This is a genomic window from Spiroplasma chrysopicola DF-1 (assembly GCF_000400935.1).
Taxonomy (GTDB): Bacteria; Bacillota_I; Bacilli_A; order Mycoplasmatales; family Mycoplasmataceae; genus Spiroplasma; species Spiroplasma chrysopicola.
This window is the reverse complement of record NC_021280.1, coordinates 780943-804629: the sequence shown is the minus strand read 5'-3', so window position 1 is coordinate 804629 and position 23687 is coordinate 780943. Positions and strand designations below refer to the sequence as shown.

21 protein-coding genes, 1 other RNA gene and 1 riboswitch are annotated in these 23687 nt (G+C 28.3%); of the genes, 19 read left to right on the top strand and 3 right to left on the bottom strand.

What is annotated here, in order from left to right; translation table 4 throughout:
* Positions 1-27: 27 nt before the first annotated feature.
* Positions 28-591, top strand: a complete 564-nt coding sequence (locus SCHRY_RS03685; protein ID WP_016339129.1) for a DnaD family protein — start codon at positions 28-30, stop codon at positions 589-591.
* Here SCHRY_RS03685 and SCHRY_RS03680 read toward each other — a convergent pair.
* Positions 577-1107: a Holliday junction resolvase RecU gene (locus SCHRY_RS03680; RefSeq protein ID WP_016339128.1), complete on the bottom strand. Its 531-nt coding sequence runs from the start codon at positions 1105-1107 to the stop codon at positions 577-579. The two genes, SCHRY_RS03685 and SCHRY_RS03680, sit on opposite strands and share 15 nt — an antisense overlap.
* Before the next feature lie 44 nt (positions 1108-1151).
* On the opposite strand from SCHRY_RS03680, the gene SCHRY_RS03675 reads away from it, so the two are divergent.
* The 18 genes from SCHRY_RS03675 to ribA all read left to right on the top strand — a co-directional run bounded on the left by SCHRY_RS03675 (position 1152) and on the right by ribA (position 22133).
* Positions 1152-1478: a DivIVA domain-containing protein gene (locus SCHRY_RS03675; protein WP_016339127.1), complete on the top strand. Its 327-nt coding sequence runs from the start codon at positions 1152-1154 to the stop codon at positions 1476-1478.
* A gap of 39 nt (positions 1479-1517) precedes the next feature.
* Positions 1518-2360, top strand: coding sequence for a Pr6Pr family membrane protein (locus tag SCHRY_RS03670; protein WP_016339126.1), 843 nt, complete (start codon positions 1518-1520; stop codon positions 2358-2360).
* A 92-nt stretch (positions 2361-2452) separates the two neighbouring features.
* Positions 2453-2823: RNase P RNA component class B (gene rnpB / locus SCHRY_RS05340), an RNA gene on the top strand.
* A gap of 92 nt (positions 2824-2915) precedes the next feature.
* On the top strand, positions 2916-3785 hold the full coding sequence (locus tag SCHRY_RS03665) for an ECF transporter S component (RefSeq protein WP_016339125.1): 870 nt from the start codon (positions 2916-2918) through the stop codon (positions 3783-3785).
* A 374-nt stretch (positions 3786-4159) separates the two neighbouring features.
* The gene (locus SCHRY_RS03660; protein ID WP_016339124.1) at positions 4160-6289 is read left to right on the top strand and encodes a hypothetical protein; all 2130 of its coding nucleotides are present in this window, start codon (positions 4160-4162) and stop codon (positions 6287-6289) included.
* Positions 6290-6311: 22 nt separating this feature from the next.
* Complete coding sequence (locus SCHRY_RS03655; RefSeq protein ID WP_016339123.1) at positions 6312-6827, top strand: hypothetical protein; 516 nt, start codon at positions 6312-6314, stop codon at positions 6825-6827.
* Between the two features lie 314 nt (positions 6828-7141).
* Positions 7142-9211, top strand: coding sequence for a ligand-binding sensor domain-containing protein (locus SCHRY_RS03650; protein ID WP_016339122.1), 2070 nt, complete (start codon positions 7142-7144; stop codon positions 9209-9211).
* Positions 9212-9557: 346 nt separating this feature from the next.
* Complete coding sequence (locus tag SCHRY_RS05475) at positions 9558-9839, top strand: hypothetical protein (RefSeq protein WP_016339121.1); 282 nt, start codon at positions 9558-9560, stop codon at positions 9837-9839.
* Positions 9840-9860: 21 nt separating this feature from the next.
* On the top strand, positions 9861-10250 hold the full coding sequence (locus SCHRY_RS05470; protein WP_016339120.1) for a hypothetical protein: 390 nt from the start codon (positions 9861-9863) through the stop codon (positions 10248-10250).
* Positions 10251-10342: 92 nt separating this feature from the next.
* Positions 10343-11284 (top strand): alpha/beta fold hydrolase, encoded by a 942-nt coding sequence (locus tag SCHRY_RS03635; protein ID WP_016339119.1) that lies wholly within the window; start codon positions 10343-10345, stop codon positions 11282-11284.
* A gap of 228 nt (positions 11285-11512) precedes the next feature.
* Positions 11513-13633, top strand: coding sequence for a hypothetical protein (locus SCHRY_RS03630; RefSeq protein ID WP_016339117.1), 2121 nt, complete (start codon positions 11513-11515; stop codon positions 13631-13633).
* A gap of 303 nt (positions 13634-13936) precedes the next feature.
* A complete protein-coding gene (locus SCHRY_RS03625; protein ID WP_016339116.1) occupies positions 13937-14137 on the top strand; it encodes a hypothetical protein in 201 nt (66 codons plus the stop codon).
* A 9-nt stretch (positions 14138-14146) separates the two neighbouring features.
* Positions 14147-14983 (top strand): MurR/RpiR family transcriptional regulator, encoded by an 837-nt coding sequence (locus SCHRY_RS03620; protein WP_016339115.1) that lies wholly within the window; start codon positions 14147-14149, stop codon positions 14981-14983.
* Positions 14984-15093: 110 nt separating this feature from the next.
* Entirely contained in the window at positions 15094-16815 is a 1722-nt protein-coding gene (locus SCHRY_RS03615) for a PTS transporter subunit EIIC (RefSeq protein ID WP_016339114.1), read from the top strand.
* 22 nt (positions 16816-16837) lie between these two features.
* A complete protein-coding gene (gene murQ, locus SCHRY_RS03610; RefSeq protein ID WP_016339113.1) occupies positions 16838-17743 on the top strand; it encodes an N-acetylmuramic acid 6-phosphate etherase in 906 nt (301 codons plus the stop codon).
* Positions 17744-17802: 59 nt separating this feature from the next.
* Complete coding sequence (locus SCHRY_RS03605) at positions 17803-18843, top strand: MupG family TIM beta-alpha barrel fold protein (RefSeq protein ID WP_016339112.1); 1041 nt, start codon at positions 17803-17805, stop codon at positions 18841-18843.
* A 110-nt stretch (positions 18844-18953) separates the two neighbouring features.
* Entirely contained in the window at positions 18954-21488 is a 2535-nt protein-coding gene (locus SCHRY_RS03600) for a vitamin B12-dependent ribonucleotide reductase (RefSeq protein WP_016339111.1), read from the top strand.
* A gap of 54 nt (positions 21489-21542) precedes the next feature.
* Complete coding sequence (gene ribA, locus SCHRY_RS03595; protein ID WP_016339110.1) at positions 21543-22133, top strand: GTP cyclohydrolase II; 591 nt, start codon at positions 21543-21545, stop codon at positions 22131-22133.
* A gap of 13 nt (positions 22134-22146) precedes the next feature.
* Here ribA and SCHRY_RS03590 read toward each other — a convergent pair whose 3' ends face one another.
* Complete coding sequence (locus SCHRY_RS03590) at positions 22147-22767, bottom strand: hypothetical protein (RefSeq protein WP_016339109.1); 621 nt, start codon at positions 22765-22767, stop codon at positions 22147-22149.
* Positions 22768-22779: 12 nt separating this feature from the next.
* Entirely contained in the window at positions 22780-23262 is a 483-nt protein-coding gene (locus SCHRY_RS03585; protein ID WP_016339108.1) for a hypothetical protein, read from the bottom strand.
* Positions 23263-23413: 151 nt separating this feature from the next.
* A riboswitch (cobalamin riboswitch) is annotated at positions 23414-23599 on the bottom strand.
* Positions 23600-23687 lie beyond the last annotated feature (88 nt).

Sequence of the window (23687 nt, the reverse complement as noted above, 5' to 3'; positions counted from 1 at the left end):
TCATTTAATTAAATAAATAAATAATATATGTTAAATATTTTATTTAATAATGGTAGTATCAATAAGTGAAGATTTTTATTAAATCATTACAAGTTAATAAGTTTATCAGAAGAACAGTTAGTATTAATTATGTTAATAATGAACTGTTCTTCTTCTGATAAAAGGTTTATTACACCATTAGAAATCTCAAATCATTCAAATTTTACCGAAACGCAAGCTAAAGCAATGCTTGATGAGTTAAAACAGCAAGGTTTCATTAATATCACAATGAAAAAAGGGGCTCTTGAAATGGATTTATCCCCAATTTTTAAAAAAATTATGATTATTATTGAAAATAATGAAACAAATTTAGAAAAACAATTTTTGTATCAACAAGTTGATATATTATTACAAAACCCATTAACAAATGAAGAAAAAATTGTTTTAAATAATTATCTTAATAATGAAATTTCTGATTTTCAATTAACATTGATTCTAAATAACTATCAAGGTAAAAAACTTGTTTTCAAAGAATTATTGAAATTAATTGAAGGATATATTAAAACTAAACCAAAATCTTTAACTAAATATAATTGACTACTTGATAATTAAATGCTGGTAAAAATCTAGAATATACGGATAAGTGATAAATAGTTCATGACCATATTGTTCAAAATAAGTGATTGACATTTGTCTTGATTTTATTGTTCTTAGTCATTTTTTTATTTCTTCGCTATATAAAAGAAAAAAACGATGATAAAGATGAAAATAAACGACAATAAAACTAATTCCCCCATGATCAGTTACAGAAAATAATTGTTCAAGCTGGTGTTTTTTTAATAGAGCTAGGTTGAATTTTTCTTTAAAAGTTTCTTTTGCTTCAAATTCAACATACGTGCCCCGAAATAACCCATAGTAGTCACAAGTTGACTTTTCTTTAAAATAACCTTTTTCAATTATGGCCCCATTTTTTACTAAAGGAATAATGTTTACGGGCCTTTTATTAAATAATGCAATATTTTTGCTTTGATATTCATTGATGGTATAATTAATTAGTGTTTCAAGAAACATACCCCGATTGGCAGTTAGGTGAATAATTTCACTTCCTTTCCAATCTATTATTACCATTAGTATTTTATTTTTCCTTATCATTTAAAAGAGGTGAGTTAGTAATGAAAACAATTAAATTAAGAGCAGTTGATGTTGTCAATAAAGAGTTTCAAGTTGATTATCAGGGATATGATCCCCATGAAGTCGATGTTTTTTTAGATATGATTGCTGTTGATTATCAAATGTTTGAAGCAATTACTAATGATTTTAATAAGGAAATTAAATATCTTCGCCAACAAATTAATGATCTCCAAGATAAAAATGATGTTTTAAAAGCCCAACTAGATGAAACAAAAGCCCAAAAAGCACGTTTAGAAGAGGAAGGTTTTTCAAAAGCAGATTTAATAAAACGGATTCATAATTTAGAAGGTAAATTAAAAAATGACTAATTTTCAATATTTGGATTAATTTAGAAAGGAATATCCTTTATGTCATTAAAACAACGTAACTTATACATTAAAGATTGACGATTTTGATTTAAAATTGCCGCAATTTTTATTGGGCTATTTGCTATTTTAGGTGAATATATTAATGGAATGGTCAATATTTCAAATGTTTGAAAAATTCCGGATGGCTCAACAGATAAAGTTTATGTTTGAAAACTTTTTGATGCAAATGGCAATGCATATTGAGATTATGCGGGTTATACGGTCTTTTTCTTATCATTTTTTACAATTCAAACTAATATTTTAGTAGTATTATGATTTATTTTTGCCGCAATATGGCACACTAAAGAAGGTGTTCATAAATTTTTAAAACCATACTTTAGTTTAGCTGTTGCCGTTTATATTTCAATTACATGTATTGTTTATAACTTGGTTCTATTACCAGTTGGTTTAGCCAATAGTGGTAGTGGGAAAGGATCAGCTTTAAGCGTTTTTAGTTGAGTAATTCAAACCTTCTTACACTTTATTGTGCCAATGTTATGCATTATCTATGTGATTTTTTTCTTGAAAAAAGATAACTTAGTTTCAAATAAACAATTTATTAAAAAATACTATGGTTATTATGTTATTTATATTTTAGTTTATGGTGTATATGCTATTATCCGTGGGTTGTTAAGAGAATTTAGTGGTAAACTAGTTTCAACAGCATATCCGTACTTTTTTTTACAAGTAACGGTCCCAAAAATTTTAGGGTTACCAGGATATGCTTGATTTATTATAGTTGTTTTTGTCTTATTAGCAATGATTTTAGGGTTTGCAACATTATACAATTTTGCTTTTAACCGCTTAAACAAGAAGAAACAATTAACGCTAGCAAGTAAATAATTACTTTCACAAAAATCACTGTTATAAAACAGTGATTTTTCTTTTGGGAACAATTTTAAAATTGATTATTTAATAGTATAATAATAATGTTATGGCCGAACTAGTTGCTGCTATACCAAATAGTAGAGGAAACTCCACGCTCGCACAATCTGGGATGATTGTAGTGTTTGTGTTAATCGAAAAAATAAGATTAAGCATAAGAACTTTCTTATGACGGCTGAAAAGATTCCTAAGTTACAATGTAATATGGATATTTTCTGTAAAAGTGCCACAGAAACGGGGAACTAAAGAAATTTAGGGAGATGGAACGGGTAAACCCCACAAGCGAGAAACCTAAATATTGGTAAGGGACTTTTGTATTTTTAATTCAGAAGAAATACAAGAATTAAAAGGAAACTTTTAATAGATAAATAACTAGTATTTTTATTCGTGAGAATAAAAAAACAGAACGTGGGTTATGAAGTCATAACTTTTTTTTTTTTTTTTTCAAAAAAAAGGTTGACTGTTGTTATAAAATAAATTATAATTTTTATAAATAATTGGAGGAAAATATTAATGGAAAAAAAAGAAGCAGAAATTAAAGTAAAACGAGATTTGCTTTGAAACCGGGTTAAAGAATCAATTTTTAAAAAGGAATTGTATAATCAAAAAAGTTTAGTTTTTAAAATCACACTTGCTGGTGTTTTTCTAGCAATTGCTGTTGGTTTAAGTTTATTAGAAATTTTTGATATTCCAATGCCGTGAGGAGCGACATTTGGCATTCGTTTTTTTGACACCTTAGTTTTAATTTATTCAGTTGCTATTATTGGCTTATGGTTTGCGTTATTGGATGGAATTGCATTACCATGATTACATAATTTAGTTGACGGACACCATTCATGATTAGAAATGGCGTTCTTTATGTTATCAAATATATTAGTAATATTTATTACTTGATTTATTTATTATATTTTATTTAGTGCTTATCGTAAGGAGTTTGTTGAGGAAAATGTTGATGACCACAATATTCATAATCCGCACTTAACAAAATCATCACATGATCATCATCACCGAATTGTTAAAGTAAAATTTTGAAAAAAAATCTTAGCATTTAGTTTAATTGTGCCGTTATGTGCAATAGTTGAAGCTTTAGCAGTTTTATTTGTTGCCAAGATATTATTGAGCACAGGTGCTGCTGGATTTGAGGTGCATTCGGAAACAGTTGAACATATTAGTGGGGGCTTACCATTTGATAGTGGTCTTTATCATAATCATGGAGGAAGTAATGATTTATCTCCAATATTTGCTTCATGAAAAAATACGTTAATTTTTATCGGAATTTTCTTTGGAATCTTTGTTGGAAAGTATACAATTAGTGCAATTTTATTCATTGTTTTAGAACAACGAAGTCGCCAATTAATTGATCGTTATGGAATATATGTTTAATTAATAAACCCTAAAAGTAATGGCTGTAAGAGCCATTTTTTTATTTTAAATCAAAATTTTATTATAAAATAAAATATAATAAATTAAATAATATTAACCATAGCAATCGTATTAAAGGGTGAATGGTGGAAATTCAAGAGAAAGGGAAACTATTTATGAAATTACTATTAATCAAGTAGTAGTTAAAGTTGCACTGCTATATTTTTAATGCTAAAATCTAATACGTAATTATGCATTTTAATTTCTTTCCGTGATGCTATCAAATTTCAAAGAAGTGACGCTTTAAATAGATAACTTTAGTTTTACTTAAGTTAAATAGCAAGCCCCTAGAAAAATTTTTAATTAAGTATTTTTTAGAAAAGAGGTAAAAGTTAATGTATAAAAAAATTGTTTTATTAGGAATTTTATTAATTGTTATTTTAACTGGAATTATTTCAGTTCTACTTTTTACCCATCAAAATTGGAATAAACGTAATGTTTGGTTAATTGGTTGTCAAGCACAAAACAAAAAGCCTACCGATCGAACAGAATATCTGCATACTTTTTTTGGCTCACAATTTGAAAATTATGCACTTTATTCGCCTCAAACAGAAAGTAATAGTCTTGTTAATGCAAAGTTTTATGGTAATTTAGATAACTATAATAATTGTATTAAGCCAACCACAACTGCAACATTATGACAAAATGATTTTACTAATACCCAGTTAGTAATAAAAACAAATGCCATGGATATTTATAATTTATCAGCTCAAATTACAAATATAGAAGAATTAAAAGCGAAAAATTTGGAAGTACAATTTGGTTTTAATCGTTTTATTTATGCATCTAATTCAAACACTAATTCTGGTATTTTAAATCCGTATGGGATTAATGAAAAATTATTAGTCCCTGATGCAATTACAACAACAAGTGTTGAAACAATTGCTTATAGTAATAAGGTTTATATTTTATGAATTAAGTTAATTGCGCAAGAAGTAGTTCCGGTTGGGGATTATCAGATTAATATTGAATTGCAAGGTCAAATTGGTCAACCAACCGCAGCACCACTTATATTAAGCACAAATATGATTAATTTGATGGTTTCGGACTTAATAGTTCCAGAAAATGATGTAAAAGCAGATTTTGACATTTATTCATTTTTTGGTTGAACAGCAGCTTACTATAATAATTATGCTGTTCCCCCTGGGATTAAAGATCGGTTTGATAATCGTGAGTACATTGACTATAATTGATCAAGATATTGAGAACCAGAGTACCGTTATACCAATAATATTTTAGGGATGGAATATTTTCAAAATCCAATTTCATTAAATGAACGAGAAAATAAAGAATGACATAATAATTGATTAGATGGGAACAAGGTGCAGACTTTTTTGCCATGACGATATGATGAAAATCATCAATTATATATTGCTAGAGAAGATTGAGATAATTGAGATTATTATATGAATAAAATGGCTGATATTGGCTTCACCAAAGCTTTATTAGGGGGTTGGCAAGCGGGATGAAATACTAGTTGAAGAACAAATAAGGTTTGAAATGAAAAAACGCAAGATTATGAAGCAATTAGTATGAATATTTTTAATGATGAAGGTTATCAAAATAATGAGTGGTTTTTACAAGAATTATTAAAACATATTAAAAATGATGAACCAGCTTGAGTTGGAAAAGTTACGCCCTATGTTTATTTGGATGAATTACAACGGGGGGCAATTAGTGAATATTTAAATTTAATAAAAAAATATGATTTTAATCGCCAGTATATAAAATTAGCAGCTTGTGAATTTGATCGTGCTGTTGATTACAGTGATCCTGCCCTTTATGATGTTGATATTTTACATATTTTCTTTTTTGATATTTACAATTCTAATAATAGTAATTTTACTAATTTAGTTAAAATCCGTAATGAACAAAATTATCTTACGGGACAATACTTTTTAGATGCAGATAATACTTTTAATTTAATTCGTTCGGAACCAGGGGTTTCATCCTATTTACAATTAGCTTTATTAAAAGAAGGCGCCCCGCATTATATGCGCTATCTATTGAATGGTTGAGTTCAAAAAAATGCTTATTGAACATCAGATTATGTTGAAAATACTGGAATAGTTTATATTTCGGGAGATACAATGTATGCTTACCCTAGTGTTGCATATGATGATATTACAAACAATTTCCCAACCCCAGTTCAATTTAATCCATCAACGCGGTTAGACGCAATTGCGTGAGGAACTAAATTAAACAATAAATTAATGTATTTAAAAAAAATTAATAAAATTAGTTCAGAATTGTATCAAACTTTAACACAATATGTTGATCAACGTGTTAAACTAAGTAAAATTACCAGTCACACTAAGTTTGATTTTAATTATAGTAATACTAGTTTAAAATATAATGTTATTAATTCAAAATCTTTTATTTATCAATCAATTGCAAAAAGTGGGATTGATGAAATTACAGTTGTTAAAACAATTAGTAATTTAGTTGATTTGTATAGTAAATAATCTACAGAAAGGAAAGGATAATATGCCGTTTTATCTAATCATTGTTGAAATATTAATGTATGCTGCTTTAGCAATTTACATTATCTTAGTATGTTATCTTTTATTTGGGTATCTTAAAACTTGGCTTCAACCCGTAAAAGTTATTTCTTATTATTTTTTAGGGATTAACTTTGTTTTAATGTTAATTAATTTGGGAATTATTATTATAGCCTTTTTATCGCTTTTTAATTCAGAACTATTTGGGGATGGCTCGTTTGCTACCGAAAAAGTAATTTTAAATTTTGTTAGTTTTGCTATTAGTAGTTTTATTTTAACCCTATTAATTACAAGTTACTGCTTAATAACTTCCAATTATTTTAGTTTTTATCAAAAAAATGATCAAGTTTATTTATTTGGAAGTTTATTAAAAATAGAAAAAATGACAGTAGTTAAAAAAACAAATCAGGTTTTAATTTTAAAAAAAAGATTTTTTTATCAGATTTATTTTGCTCCTGCAAAAGTATATCAAAATTTGCAAAAGATTAAGCAATTACAATAAAATAATAAAATGATTTACTGCGTTACTTTTTACATAGTAAATATTTATTATGATTACTACCAATAACTGTTACCAATTTTAGGTGTAAAAATATTTATAATTTACTCTATTATTTGTTTCCATAAAAAATTAGATAATTAAAGTATTTAATCTTATTTAATAAATAGGATTTTTATCTTTAAAAATTTATCATAATTTACCAAATAATTTGAATAAAAAATGCTTATTAAGTTTTTTTTTTTTTTTCAAAGATTACTGTATAATTAAAAATAGTTATTTATTTTTTTATTGTATTATTTGGAGGTGAATTGAATATGGAAAACAAAGTGCAAGTTTTTTTTGATAGCATGTGTAATACTTGTCAGTATAAGTTTAAAAAAGTTATTAGCGTTGCTAAAAAGAATGCTTTAAAAGACTTAGATGATTTGCAAGTATTTCTTTGTACTGTTGATAAAAATCGAAGTATTGATGATGATAATGGCCTTGTTCCATTAGCTTTTATTTTTTGTAAAAAAGATTCTTATGTTTTCTTTTGAAAAGAAGATTTATATAATGGTGATGGTTCATCTAAAATTAAAATTGTTAATGATAGACTGATATTATCCCAAACAACAATTGATCGGATTAAAGAGCATAATGCTAATAATAATGAGTTAATAGTAGTTAAAAAGAAACAAACCCAAGATATTACTTCAAAACTTATTAGTGAAAATAATACTTCAATTGTAAAACATTTTAATCGGCAAATGGCAATTATGAATCGCCAAAATTTATTGCATATAATCAAAATTAAAAAAATGATTTTAAGTATTGTTTTGGTGATTATTTTATTATTTGCAACAACTGGTGGTGTTTTAGGATGATATTTTTCAAGTAGAAATAATATTTCTAATGGGCAGTTACCAAATTATAATTGACGGATAAATTTGGCTGAACATCTTAAGAATTCCCAATTGGAAGGTATTGCTGATAATCGCGAAGAAACAATTTTGACTGTCGCAAAGGATAAAAATCCGGATTTAAAAATTGAAGATTTATATCTTACAAATATTAGCGAAACATCAGCAACTATTCTTGTAAAATCATCAAGTAATATTTATGATTATAATTCGTCGGTTGAAGTTCATTATTTATCTAACTTAAAAACATTGGTAACTGATGTTAAAAAAGTAAATTTTCCAAAGACTGTCATAGAAGGTACACCAGAGGAACTATTAGATATTGTTGCAGGATCTTATGAAAATGATTATTTGGTTAGAAGCAATGTTATAATAAAAAAATCAGAAATGATTGATGGTATTTTACAAGCTGACTTAACTGTTATTAAAGATAGTGAGGTTTATTTAAACGATGATGTTTTAAAAATATATTTTAGTAACAGTAATCGTAAATTATTATCAGATGTTTTAACTGTGCATAATCTTGATGATATTTTAAATAAAAAAGAAAATACAATTATTACTGAAATTGGGGAAAAGAATTCAGAAGTAAATTTAAATGAAATTGAAGTAAAAGCGGATTCAATTTCTAATTCTGGTGCTTTAATTCAAGTAACGGGAAATAGTAAAGATTACATTTTAAATAGTGTCCCAATTCAAGTTAATTATCGAGTTTTTAATCCTAATATTGGTAAAGTAATAGAAAAAACTACAAATGCGACTCACTTTAATAATGCTACAATTGCTTATGGAATATTATATTTAGATAGTATAGATAAGATATTAATTGGAACAAATACTGGTTTATATTTACTTAATTCAGATGGAACAATTAATACAAAAATTAATGACGATATGGGGGATGATAATGATATCCTTGCAATTGGGAAATTAAATGATGATACTATTTTAGTATCAACGAAAAGGAGAACGGTTTGACATTTACATAAAGATGGTTCAACGATTGATAAAATTAATAACTCTTCTATAATTTATTCATTTTTAATTGTAGATGGTACCATTTTAGCTGGGGGATGAAATGGAACAATTTTCCAATTAAATCAAAAAGGGGAAATAATTAGAACAGTTAAAGAAGAACTAGAGTCAATGGCCATTGGAACACTAATAAACTTATCAAATAATACTATTTTAGCTGGAGGATGAAATGATAGTATTGGAGGGAAAATCTTTCAGTTAACAATGGCGGGAACTTTTATTAAAAAGGTTGGTGATTTTAAAAGAGGTATTTTTTCGATAATTGAATTGCATGATGGAACCATTTTAGCAACAAGTAAGTCTGAAAATTTTCAACTAAATGATGATGGTACTGTTAAAGAGCAAGTTCCCGGTTTTTGAGACTACGGTTTAGGAACAGTTCAACTTCCAAATGGAGATTTCTTTATGATATCTCGTAGTGCTTCAGTTTATAAATTAAGAACTGAATAGAAAATAATTATTTTTATTATTCTCCTTTATTTTTTAGTTAAATTTTGATGAATGTATTATTAAATTTTAGTTAAGTATTTTTGAATATTCGTATTATTTTAACTAAAATTATTTTGTAACAATAATAGGTACCAAGAATTGCATACATTCTTGATTATTAATAAATCAAATTTTACGATGATAATTAAAACATTTAATCCTATTTATTTAAATAGGATTTTTTTATTTTATGTTATTATAAAAATGACTATTTACAGAAAATTACAGACAATTATAGATTACAGAATATATCAAAGAAAATAAAATATTAGGATTCAATCAGATCAGAATAGGGGTAAAAAATATTATGTACCAAAATAGTATTAATTTTTCTTTGTATCAAAATGACTATTCACAAAATATTTTTAAACAAATTGAAATGTTTAAGAATTTTGAAGAAGAAGTTAAAAATAAAACTAGAAAAGCTATTCAAGAACATTATGAACAATTGGATTTACGTTTACGCCAAAAATATTCAAATAACAATAAAGGTTATATTCTTTACGGTAAACGTCCAGTCACTTTAATTACTGAATGAGCACCAGTTTTTTATGAAAGAACAAGATTCCGTTATTATAATCAAAAGTAGTATAAATATAAATATGTATTTTTGTTAGATATTGAAATTGATCGAAAATCATATCAATGTTTGCACTTTGATTTATATATTAAAATCTTAAAAGAATTAGATAGTGGTAAGCGTTACCGGGATATTTTAGATAAATATAAATATTCAGAAATTAGTTTAATGACAATTTCAAACATTAATCGAAGTATTAATTTACAAGAATATAATATTTTTTGTACTAATTTTGATAAGAAAAAAATTAAATTTAAAGGTAAATATCTATATGTTGGCACTGATGATATTTATACTAATATCTTTAACTATAATAAGAAATTACGGAAGAAAGAAATTGCTAAAAGTACAATCCGGATGGCATATGCCCATACAGGCTTTTATAAAAAAAATCAATCAATAATCGAAGAATTTGTTTAAATAAATTAGCTGGTTGTTGAGGAATATTTTTATAAATTGAATGATAAGCAAAACTGCGGTATAATAATCTCATTAAAAGGAGATAAGTTAAAATGGAATTTAAAGAATGAAAACAAATTTTACGTGATAAAACAGAATTACAAATGTATGAATGAAAGCCCAAAAATTTAAGTGCAGTTAAAGGGGTTATTCAATTGGTTCATGGTAGTTGTGAACATGCTTTGCGATATCAAGAATTTGCCGAATATTTAGTAGCACATCATTATATAGTAATAGCAAGTGATCACCGTGGTCATGGAAAAACAGCATTAGCAAAAGAGGATTTAGGATTTTTTGCAGAAGATAATGGGTGAGAAAAATTAATTGAAGACTTAAATGAAGTAACAACTTATATTAAAAAACATTATCCTGAATTACCAATTATGATGTTTGGACACTCAATGGGATCATTTATGGTTCGCCATTATGCAATGCTATATGGAGATAATTTGGCGGCTTTAGTTGTTTGTGGAACAGCCCATCATAAAAAAGGGTTATTAAAATTTTCAGCCCATTTAGCTGAAAAGCACCAAAAAAAATATGGTCCAAAAGCAAAAGACCAATTTATCTATAATTTATCATATGCCCCATTAAATAAAAAATTTCGTAAAGAGGGGAAAAGCGGGACAGAATGATTATCATCTGATTTAAAAGTTCAAGAAAAGTTTCAGCGCGACCCATTAGCGGGACAAATCTTTTCAACAAGTGCTTTTAAGGATATGTTTAACGGATTAATTTTTATTACCAATACAAAAAATATTGCTAAAACACCTAATAAATTGCCGCTATTATTTATTGCCGGAAAAGATGACCCTGTTGGAAACTTTGGGAAAAGTGTTAAAAAAACATTTAAATTATATAAAAAACACCATTGTAATGATGAAATAAAATTATATCCAGGTGCTCGTCATGAAATTTTAAATGAAAAAATTAAAAAAGAGGTAATGGATGATATTCTTAAATTCTATGATAAACATTTACCAGTTAAGAAATAGTTAATAAATTTAAATAATTAGAATAGGGTTAGTTTAATGTTAAACTTATTCTTTTTATATTTTGTTTATTTTTTAAAGATAGTTGTCCAAACGATTGAACAACCAAATAATTTATTCCATCTTATTCGAACTGACGAAACTTTATGTTTGCGAAAAAAATATTTTTTGCTATAATTATTATTACAAATAATTAAAAAGTTTGTAAATCGTTTTAGGAGAAAATTAAATATGAAAAATAAAATTGAATTAATTTACAATAAAATGTGCTATGATTGTCAATTTAAATTTAGAAACGTTATCGAATATGTTAAAGATAATCCAGAAAAGAATTTAAATGACTTAGATTTATTTAAATGTAAAGTTGATAAAACCCGTGATGTATTAGACGATAAAAACATTTTGCCTTTGGCATTAATTTTTTGTCGCCAGGACTCATATGTTTTTATCTGAAAAGATTCAATTTATAATGGTGATGGCACTACCAAAATACCAGTTATTAATAATACTATCTTATTATCACAACAAACAATTCATAAAATTAAGGGCTATAATTTAATTTCAAATAGTTTAACAACTACAAAAAAACAGCAAACATTAATTCCAAAAATAATTGAAAAAAATAATCACGCCTTAAAACAAAGTTTTAATCGCCAAATAATGGTAATTAATCGTCAACATTTTTTGCATATGTCAAAAATGAGAAAAACAATTATGCTACTTAGTTTAGTCTTTATTTTAATGTTTGGAGCAATGGGAGGGCTTTTAGGATGATATTTTTTATCAGGGCAAAACAATTCCGGATCAATAATTCCTCCAAATAAGCAACGAATTGATTTATCTGAGCATTTTGATAATTCTCAATTAGGAGTTATTGCTGATAATCGGGCTGAAACAATTTTAACGGTAGCAAAGGATAAAAATCCGGATTTAAAAATTGATAATTTACTAGTTAAAAATATAACTAGGGAAAATGCAATTATTTATGTAAAATCTTCAAGTAACATCTATAAAAATGATTCAACAATAATAGTTTCTTTTTTACCTCAAAAGATTTCTTTATTAACCCATGTCACAAAAAGAAATTTTTTTATCAATACTAATTCACCAACTCTAAAACAATTATTGAAAATTATTGAATTAGGAAATCCAAATTTAAAATTAGAATATGTCAATATTGAAGATATTATTACAGTTGAAAATAATCAAATTATCTTAAAAGGAAATTTAGTTTCGAAACGGGAAAGCAAATCAATTTATGTTTTTGGTGATTCGTTAGAATTATATTTTAGTAATACTGGTAGAAAAATGTTATCAAATGATTTAACTGAAATTAATTTAGGGGATATTAAAAATTATAAATCTAGTACCATTTTAGAAGCTGTTAAATTAAAAAATAGTAATGTTCTTACTGAACAAATTGAAGTTTTGCCAGGGGCTGTTCTTGATAAGGAAGCAAATATTAAAGTTAAAAGTGATAGTAAAGATTATTATATTGATAGTTATTTTATTAAAGTAGAGTTTCGAAGTTTTAATGATAAAATAGGCACAATAAAAGAAAAGTTAGAACAGAATTTTAGAGAAATTCCGAGTATAAAGACAGCATTTGAATTAGATTCTAAGTTAATATTATTATCAGGAGCAGTAACTTCTGAAAAAGGGGTATTATGAGGAACACATTTATTTAGTTTTGATGGTAAATATATTGACAGAATCTATCAGTATGAATGGACAAAAATTATAAGAACACCTGATAATGATAAGTTACTTGCCTTACGGTTTAATACTAGTTCTTTGACTTATTCCCGCTATTTAATAGATAGTAGTACTGGAAAAATATTAAAAGAAGTAAAAGATAACCCTAACAGCCCTGGGGCTAGTCCAATAGACATTATTTTTTTACAAAATGGAAATATTTTGGGGTTAAATCAGGCTAATGATGGAACCAAAACTTCTACATTATTTCAATTAAATCCCGATGGAACTTTTCAAAAAATCCTCCAAATTATTGATAACGCTTTTTTTGATAACTTATGGCAGTTGAAAAATGGAGCAATTTTTTTAGTAAGTAATTCTGGGAAAGAAATTGCTACATTAAATAGTGATTATAGTGTTCAAAAACGATTATGTTTTGATTATGGTAATGGTAAAGACTTTTCATTTTATGAATTTGAAAACTTGGGTATTATTTTAGCCGACAAACACAATAATATTTATCATTTATATTCAGATTTAAGTTTTAAAGAAAAAGGAAAGGGAAATTTTGGTGATATAACGGTTAGACTTAGATTAAAAAATGGAAAATTTGTTGGTTTCTCAACAGAAGGAATGTATACCCTAAATATTGATTAGCATTTTAATATTTAGATAATTCAAATTATCTAAATATTTTAAGATACTAAAATAATTAGTCTTTTAGATATTATTTTGAAAATATTTTAACAATTGAAGCAATTAAAAAAGTAGTTAATGGCCGATATTCTTAAATTCTATGATAAACATTTACCAGTTAAGAAATAAGTAATAAATTTTAAAAAAGCAAAGTTAAATATGCTAACTTTGTTTTTTATAACGCCAAATTTATATATTAAACTAAGTATCAAAATAGCAATAAATTAGTTATAATATAGTTATATTAATTGGAAGGTGAAAAAGATGTTTAGTTTTTCAACAAAGCAAAAATGAATTATTAGTTGATCATTATTTGGATTAGCAGTATTAGCAGGAATCGGGACAATATTTTATTTATTTGATTTTATCATTGTCGCGATTGTTCTTTTATCACTAGCAGGATTAGGCTTTTTTGGATTAATGATTTTATGGTTTATTTTTGAACGATATAATAAAAAACATTAGGGGGCAATTATGACAGAAAATGATATTATTCGGAAAATCAAGGAAATTAGTTTAAACAGTGATCATCGCTTTTCATTTATTGCAAAGTATATTATTCAAAATTTAGCTATTATCCCTGATATTACAATTACCGAAATGGCAGAATATACTTACACTTCTGTTGCAACAATCAATCGTTTTACCAAATACCTTGATTTAGATGGTTACAAAGAATTAATTCATGTTATTAAGTATTTTAATTTTAATTTAACGGGGGAAGAATTTCTCTTAAATGAACAAAATAATAATAGTTTTATGATTAAGGGATACCACAATACTGTTAAAACTTTACATGATACTTTTCGTTTAGTAATTAAGCAAAAAGCGAGTTTTGAAGAAATAATTACCTTAATTAAAAAAAGCCACAAAATTATTGTTTTTGCCGTGGGGGGAACATATAACGTTGCCAAGGATTTTCAAGAAAAATTATTACGGCTAGGATTTAATATTTTTGTTGTCAACGATTTTCATAGTGGTTATTTTCTAGCAAAACAATTATCACCCGATGATTTAGCAATTTTTATTAGTTATTCAGGTGAAACTTTAGATTTAATTAAATTAGCAAAAGTTTGTCATGATAATAAAACCCCTATTACTGTTATTTGTAAGAATGCCAATAACAGTTTAGCAGCAATTGCTAATTATGCTATTACCATTTCAAGTAATGAATCAATTGAACGATTAATTTCAACAACAAGTCGTTTTGCATTATTATTTGCATTAGATATGCTTTACTCAAGTTTATTAACAACCGATATGGAAAAATACCACCATATTTTAGAAAATACCATTATTAATAAATTTTAAATAGGAAATTTTACAATTTTTGATGTGAAATTACAGAACAACTGTTTTTAATTGTGAATTAAGGGCAGTTGTTTTATGATAATAATGGATATATCAGGAGGAATAGAAAAATGGCAAAAAATCCAAAACAAACCGCACAAGATCTTGTCGTTGTAATTGGGCCTGAGAATGTTGTTTCATTTACAAATTGTTTAACAAGACTACGCTTAAACATCAAACCTGGCGTTAACGTAGATTTAGAAAAATTAAAAACAGTAACAAATGTAATGGGAATTTTAACACCCTCAGCAACTGAATTACAAATCGTTTTAGGACCTGGTTTTGTTGGTACAGTTACTCAAGAATTTGGGAAACTAGTTAATGCCCAACAAACTAGTCCAGTTGATGGTGCTGAACAAAGTGTTGACTTTGTTAGTGCTGCTGACGTTGCAAAACAAGTTAAAGGAGCAATTAAAGGGAAATCAAATTGATTACAAAACTTCTTTACGAAGTTTTCACGAATTTTTTCGCCAATGATTATTGGTTTCATTGGAGCTGGGATTCTAGCTGGAATTGCTGGAATTATGCAATCAGCTTTTGGGGGCGATATTACAACTGCTTCACCAGCTGTTCAATCATGATTCAATGCACTAAACTTATTATTAAATATTTGAAAAAATGCCTTTATTATTATTGTTGGTTGAAGAACAGCCGAAGTTTTTGGAGGTAGTGGAGTATTAGGAGCAATGGTTGCTTCAATTTATTCTCCAGTTTTTGGTTCAGAATTAATTAAATTAATTATGAATACTGATCCAAATAATATTACTTTTTTAGGAATTCCAATTCATAATCCAGCAAGTAACTGATTAACAGTTGGTTTCCGTCCCGAAATGAATGAGAGTGGCCAATGAGTATTTGGTTATGCTTCAGGAAACATTTTAGGAGCGTTATTAACAGCAGCAGCCTCAATTTGAATTGAACGTGGGGTTCGTAAGTTTATGCCGGGGGTTCTTGATACAATTGGAACACCAACAATAGTCTTATTTGCTTTATTAATTTTAAATATCTTTGTATTAATTCCAGTTTCGGGATACTTATACATGGGAGTGGCATGATTCTTTCTTCATCTCCATACAAATCCATTTGGGGCCTTCGTCTTAGCCGCAATCTTCTTAACTGCGGTAGCGTTTGGAATTCACCAAGGATTTGTTCCAATTTATGCAATGATGATTCAACAAACTGGTGTTAATGGATTATTCCCAATTTTAGCAATGGCTGGAATGGCTCAGTTTGGTACTGGAATTGCTTTATGATTATTAGCTGATAAAGGTAGTTTATTACGTCGTCAAATCCAAGGATCATTAATTCCGGCGTTCTTTGGAATTGGGGAACCAATGATTTATGGAGTAACTTTACCTCGTGTTCGTCCATTCATTACTTCATCAATTGGTGCTGGTTTTGCTGGATTCTTTATTGGTGCAATGTCAATGTGAGGAAACATTACTTTTGGTCTTAACGCTATGTTTGGTCCATCAGGAATTTTAGCAGCCTTTATGATGACTACTGATTCAGGAAATATTGTTTTAGCAGTAATGCTATATTTAATTGGTTGTGGAATTGCCATTGCTGGGGGACTATTAGTAACCTTATTTGGATATTCACGAATTGTTAAAATTGGTGGCAAAGACATGAAAGATTTATACAAAAAAAATGGTAAATATAAACTTTGACAACAAATGTTATGAACAGCAGCTTTTTGCACAGTAGTTGGGATTTTTGTGTATTGAACAGTATCATATTATCAATTACCAAAAGCTGAGCGCTTAAAAATTGCTAAAACAAAAGTAGAATAGAAGTTAAATGAAGGAGTTATTTATGAAAAAAATTGATTTGTCAAAAATTGATACTGAGCAAAGAAATTTAAATAGTATGGATATTGACCAAAAAAGTACATTAGAAATTTTAACAATAATTAATAATGAAGATGGTAAAATTGCTGATGCTATTAAGAGTGAATTACCAACAATTACAACTGTTGTTGATTTAATTTTTCCTCGCTTTCAACAAAATGGTCGAGTTATTTATATTGGAGCCGGAACATCAGGGCGCATTGGGGTCTTAGATGCTTCAGAAATGCCTCCAACTTATGGTGTTAGTGATCAACTTATTATTGGCATTATGGCTGGTGGGGATTATGCTATTCGTAATGCTGTTGAAGGAGCCGAAGATGATGAACTTCAAGTGGTTACGGATTTAAAAGCAATTAACTTAGGGCCATTAGATACCGTAATTGGGATTGCCGCTTCAGGACGAACACCATATGTTTTAGCTGGTTTAGAATATGCTAAAACAGTTGGGGCTTTAGCAGTTGGAATGTGTATGACAAAAAACTCAGAAATGAGTCAAGTTGCCGACCAAACAATTGCTGTTGTTACCGGACCAGAAGTTGTGACCGGAAGTACAAGAATGAAAGCCGGAACAGCAACAAAGTTAGTATGTAATATGATTTCGACGACATTAATGATTAAATGAGGAAAAGTTTACCAAAATTTAATGGTTGATTTAAAAGCTTCAAATGAGAAGTTAAAAGTACGAACAGCACGGATTATTAAAGAAATCACTGGGGCAGATGATAAAAAAATCAATGCCGTATTAGTGGAAGCTAATTATTCATGTAAACATGCAATAGTGATGATTTTCTGTAATGTTAACTACGAGGAGAGTATTACTTTACTAGCTACTGCTAATAACAGTATTGATGCAGTATTAAAAAATCAATAATTTGAAGGTAAAAGACATCTCCTTTGAGATGTCTTTTATTCCTATAACAGGAGGTCAGCATGCTAGGAGTTTCAATTTATACAACCGGGGAAATGAGTTTGGCCGAAAACCAAGTTTATTTAAAAACAGCGCAGGGGGCCGGTTTTAATTATGTTTTTTGTAGTGGCCATTTGGTGGAAAGGCAAAACGAAACTGAATTAGCAACTTTAATTAGTTATGCCCAAAAATTAGGGATGTATGTTTGTCTTGATTTAAGTAAAAAATACTTTGATCAAGCTAAAATTATGACTTGAAAGCCAGATGCTATTCGGTTAGATTTTGGTTTTAGTCTTGATGAAGTTATTACAATAATTGACACATTACCATTTGATATTCAAATCAATGGTAGTGATAATAGTTTAGAAGATATTATTGAAATTATTAAATTACGTGGTAGTAGTCGTTTATCAGTTTCTTATAACTTTTATCCAAAACCATATACTGGGATGGATGAAGGAACATTAATTTATCGCAATCGAATTATCAAAGAATATGGGATTAAAACAAATGCTTTTATTGCATCTCAAACTCATCCGCGTAAACCAGTTTTTCAAGGATTACCAACAGTTGAAAAAATGCGCTTTTTAGAACCATATGTTCAGTTACAATGATACAAAAAACACAATATTGATACTTGTATTATTGGTGATTTAAATGTTAGTGAAGAAGAATTAAAATTTTTAACAAAAATTAACAAATCGGATGATATTACGATAAAATTAGATTATGCTAATCTGCCAAAAGAGATTATCGCAAAATTAAAAAATCAGCGTTATCATCTGCGCGAAGATAGCAATTCTTATGTTTTAAGGTTTTTAGAAAGCCGGGGATTAGAACAAAATAATAGCCCAGTCGTACCATTTCAGAATGAAATTAGCGGCGAAGTTAAACCATATACATTATTAATTGATAATGAGAAGTATCACCGTTATAATGGGGAGATTTATCTCACAAAATTACCAATTAAAATTGATGAAAAAACTAATTACCTTGCAAACCTGGAAAAAGAAGGGATTTTAATTAAATTATTAAAACCTGGCCAACCAATTGCTTTTGTATAATAACAAAAGCATTTTTTTACCAAAAAAGAAAAGTGTTTCAAATTAAAAACTATGAAAAACTTTGGTATACTTAATTATGTCCACTAATTTGACAAAAAGGAGAGTTTAAAATGTACGCAAAAGAATTAATAGCAAGTTTAAATCAAGATATTCGTGAACATTTCCCATATCTAAAAGAAATTGAGGATAGTTATCAAATGGTTTTTGATGGAGTTTCAAGAATGGTTGTTTTAGACCGCTATGCTCAAAAAGATAATACTTTAAAAACATTAAAAAAGAACGATTTAGTGTTAACAGTTATTAAAGATGATGGCTGATTCCCAACGCGCGGAATTGGAAACATTGTTGAAGTTGATCGAATTAATGGAACTTGTGGTATTAAAATTGAGGAAGAATACGTTCATAGTATCGATAAAGACTTATTAATTAATAATAGTAATAATATAATTCGTAAAAATTTACACATGGTTGAAAAACCTTTAGAAATCTTTTATGAACAAATTGCTTGAAGAGTTGCCAACGCTTTAAGTAACCAAGAGCAAAACCATCAATCACATTTAGAAAGTTTTTACAATGAGTTAAAGGACTTAAATATTGTTCCAGCTGGCCGAGTTTTATATGGGGCTGGAAGTAATAGTGATGTTACATTCTTTAACTGTTTTGTAATGCCCTTTATTAAAGATTCACGGGAAGGAATTTCAATTCACCGAAAAGAAGTAATGGAAATTATGTCTCATGGGGGTGGAGTTGGAACGAATGGATCGACTTTACGCCCACGTGGAACAGTTGCAAAAACAGTTGGTGGCCGTTCATCGGGAGCAGTATCATGGTTAAATGACTTATCGACTTTGACCCATTTAGTTGAACAAGGAGGGTCACGAAGAGGGGCCCAAATGATTATGATGGCTGACTGACACCCTGATATTGTTGAATTTATTATTTCAAAAATGCAAAATCCAAAAATTTTACGTTGATTAAAAGAAAATGGTAATGATAAACTAATTCGTGATGAAGCTAGTCGTAAAATTAAGTTTTCACCACTAACAAGTCTTGATCGTACACTGTATGAATATGCTGTTAATAAAGAAGCGGATATTAATGATAGTGCCGTTGTTCGTGAAGCGCGTATTAAATTAGATGAAGGGGGAACATGAGAAGTAAATAACCCCGCCTTTTTATCAGGGGCTAACATCTCAGTGACAATTACCCATAAATTTATGCAAGCAGTTGAAAACAATGAAGATTGAGAATTACAATTCCCGGACTTGGATAATTACACAAAAGAGGAAAAAGTTTTTTATGATGAAAACTGGTCAAAAATTGGGGATATCAATGAATGGAAAGCTTTAGGATATAAAGTTAAAACATACTATAAAATGAAGGCTCGGGATTTATGAGATTTAATTAATTTCTGTGCTAATTATTCAGCCGAACCAGGAATTTTCTTTATTGATACGGCAAATGATATGACAAATGCGAAAGCTTACGATATGAAAGTTGTTGCCACAAACCCTTGTGGTGAACAACCATTAGCACCATATTCAGTATGTAACTTAGCGGCAATTAATTTAGCAAACTTTGTTGATAAAACAACAAAAGAAATTTTATATGACAAATTAAGCCAAACAGTTCGTACTTGTGTCAGAATGCAAGATAATGTTATTGATGCAACACCATATTTCCTAGAAGCAAATCAAAAACAAGCGTTAGGAGAACGTCGTGTTGGATTAGGAGTAATGGGGTTACATGACTTACTAATTTACCATGGCGTTCGTTATGGTAGTGTTGAAGGTAATCAAATTGTTGATAAAATTTTTGAATTAATGGCAACAGAAGCTTATCGTGCTTCAATTGAATTAGCAAAAGAAAAAGGGTCATTCCCATTCTTAGTTAGTCCCGAACGTTTCATTAATACTGGATATATGAAAAAAATGCCAGAAGATATTCGTCAAGATATTTTAAAATATGGTATTCGTAATTCACACTTATTAACAATTGCGCCAACAGGTTCAACAGGAACAATGGTTGGAGTATCAACAGGATTAGAACCATACTTTGGCTTTAAATTCTATCGTTCAGGACGATTAGGAAAAAATATTGAAGTAAATGCTAAAATTGTTGATGAATGATTAAAATATAATCCCGGCTATAGTGCGACAAGCTTACCAGATATTTTTGTAGCCGCAATGGATTTAGCTCCTGAAGACCATGCTGATACGCAATGTATTATTCAACGTTGAGTTGACTCATCAATTTCAAAAACTGTTAATGCCCCTCGTGGTTACTCAGTTAAAGATGTTGAAAAAATTTATACCCGTTTATATAAAGGAGGGGCAAAAGGAGGAACTGTTTATGTTGATGGTTCTCGTGATGCGCAAGTTTTATCATTAACAACTGATGAACAACATCCAGCGTTAGAACAATTAAATTTTGATCAATTAGGTGTTGAAGTTGATAACCGTAGTGGTCAACAAGATGATGAAAAATTACATACTGTTGGAAAAATGCGTGGAATTAACCAAGACCGTAAAATTGGTGCTGAGGTTGGTGACGTTTGCCCAATTTGTAAAGAAGGAACAATGATTGATGCTGGAGGATGTGTTACATGTAATAACTGTAATGTCCAGTTAAAATGTGGTTTATAAAATAAATCAAAATTACGAGATATAATGATGAACTAATTGTAAGGAATGATATTTATGGGCGAAAATAGCTTAACTAATGTTGTCAGCACAAAGTTGCCAACAAAATATGGAACTTTTACCTTAAAATTATTTAGCGATCAAAATGGTCGCGAGATAATTAAAGCTATTATTAAAGAACCACTGAATGTAAACCAACCAGTTTTGGTCCGTTTACATTCAGAGTGTTTTACTGGTGATGTCTTAGGATCATTACGTTGTGATTGTGGTGAACAGTTAGCAACTGCTTTACAAGCAATTAATGCTAATACGGGTGTTGTCTTATATTTACCCCAAGAAGGACGGGGGATTGGCTTGGTTAATAAACTGAAAGCTTACAATCTCCAAGATGAAGGTTATGATACTGTTCAAGCAAATGAGCAATTAGGTTTTGCCCCTGATTTAAGACATTATGATAGTGCTAGTGCAACTTTAATGTTATTAGGGATAAATGAAGTTAATTTATTAACAAATAATCCTGATAAAGTTCAACAGTTAATTGCGAATGGAATTAATGTTACAGTTAGAACCCCATTAGTTGTTGGTAAAAATCAAACTAATGAAAAATACTTTCAAACCAAAAAAGATAAAATGGGACATTTATTATAAAACAAAAAAAGAATTAACTTAATGTTAATTCTTTTTTTGCCAGTTTATTTTTTTGCCAAACGTTTATTTCGCTATTAATAATAAAACGGTTATTAAAAATAAATGGTCATTTTTGTGCTAGTTGTTCCATTAGTTTATATACGGCGGGAAACAACAGTGCTGTGATAATAATATTTCCGGTCCCATGAATCGCATCAAAGACTAATCCATTAATTCAATAAGTTAAACCAACACTGAAATTAAATAAAAAAACAGTTTGAAGGGCATAAAGGCTACCAAATAAATATCCAAATAAACCGTTGATAATAATCATTGTTCACCATCACTTACTAATTAAGGGTTTTAATCAAAGGATAATTACCGCATATAAATTGAAAATAACAAAATACATTAAACTTCAATCCGCAATTCCAAAGGTTATCATATTTAAAGTACAATAAACATTAACGATACCAAATCCAATTTCAAGGCTAAAGAAAAAAATACTAAACATTAAAATAAAGGTAACAAATTCAATATTTGGTAAAAAAGCAAAAGCAGCTTTTAAAGCTAATCCAAGGGCACTAAAAACAGCAATTATTGTAATTTTCATTGTTAATTTAATTGAACTTGTTCAAAAAATATCTTTTTTCATTTTCTTAATCCTTTAATTAACTGCCGTTAAGATAAAACGAAAAACATTAATATCTTCTAAAATAATATCAGTTGCTCCTTTTTGACAACTATTATTGTTACCATTACAAATTGGATTAATGTTTTGGGCATCTTTATCATTACTATCACCACTGCGAAGGTCAAAGTACTCTGAATTAATATCAGTTTTAATGTTGCCAATGCGAATAATAAAAATACCAATTCCAGGTGATACTGAATAACCAAAATCTTTTGTGTCTTTTTCAATCACATCTGCTAATGTTGTTACATTATTAAAAATTAAGGTTTTATTAAAAGCCTCTTTTCCATTATGATTAGTTGCCCGAATCTCAACATTTTTATAAGCTACACTGTTATTTTTATGGACTTGATCATAATATTTTGGAATATAAATGATATTTAAAATAATTGCGCCAAGAATTACGATTGCTAGACTTAAAAACATTAAATATTTTTTTCATGAAAAATTTTTCATAAGATACTCCTTTCCTAATATTTAGGTTAAAAAAATAAAAAAGGACCAAGAAAATCAGGGCCCTTTGTTTTTATTTATGAGTTAAAAAAAGATATTATCACAATAAAATCTTAACGTTGCTCATAAATATCACACCCCCAGGGATATTTACTTTTTATTTCTTTTATCAGTAGGTCTTCTGGCTTGGAATCACTTTACTTATTGCCTCTTCCCAAGAAAATTCTCAGTGAGTTTATGCAATGTTCATCATCCTTACAGATGCTGGGGCAGCTTGAGCTTTTAACTCAATTCCCTTTAAAATAGTCTGAGACTATTAACTAATAAAACAATTTGAAAGCAGATGCTTTCTTATAATTAATTATAACCGAGTTTTAAAATTTCTAGAAAATTAATTTTCAATATTTTTATGGGCTAATTTTAGATAT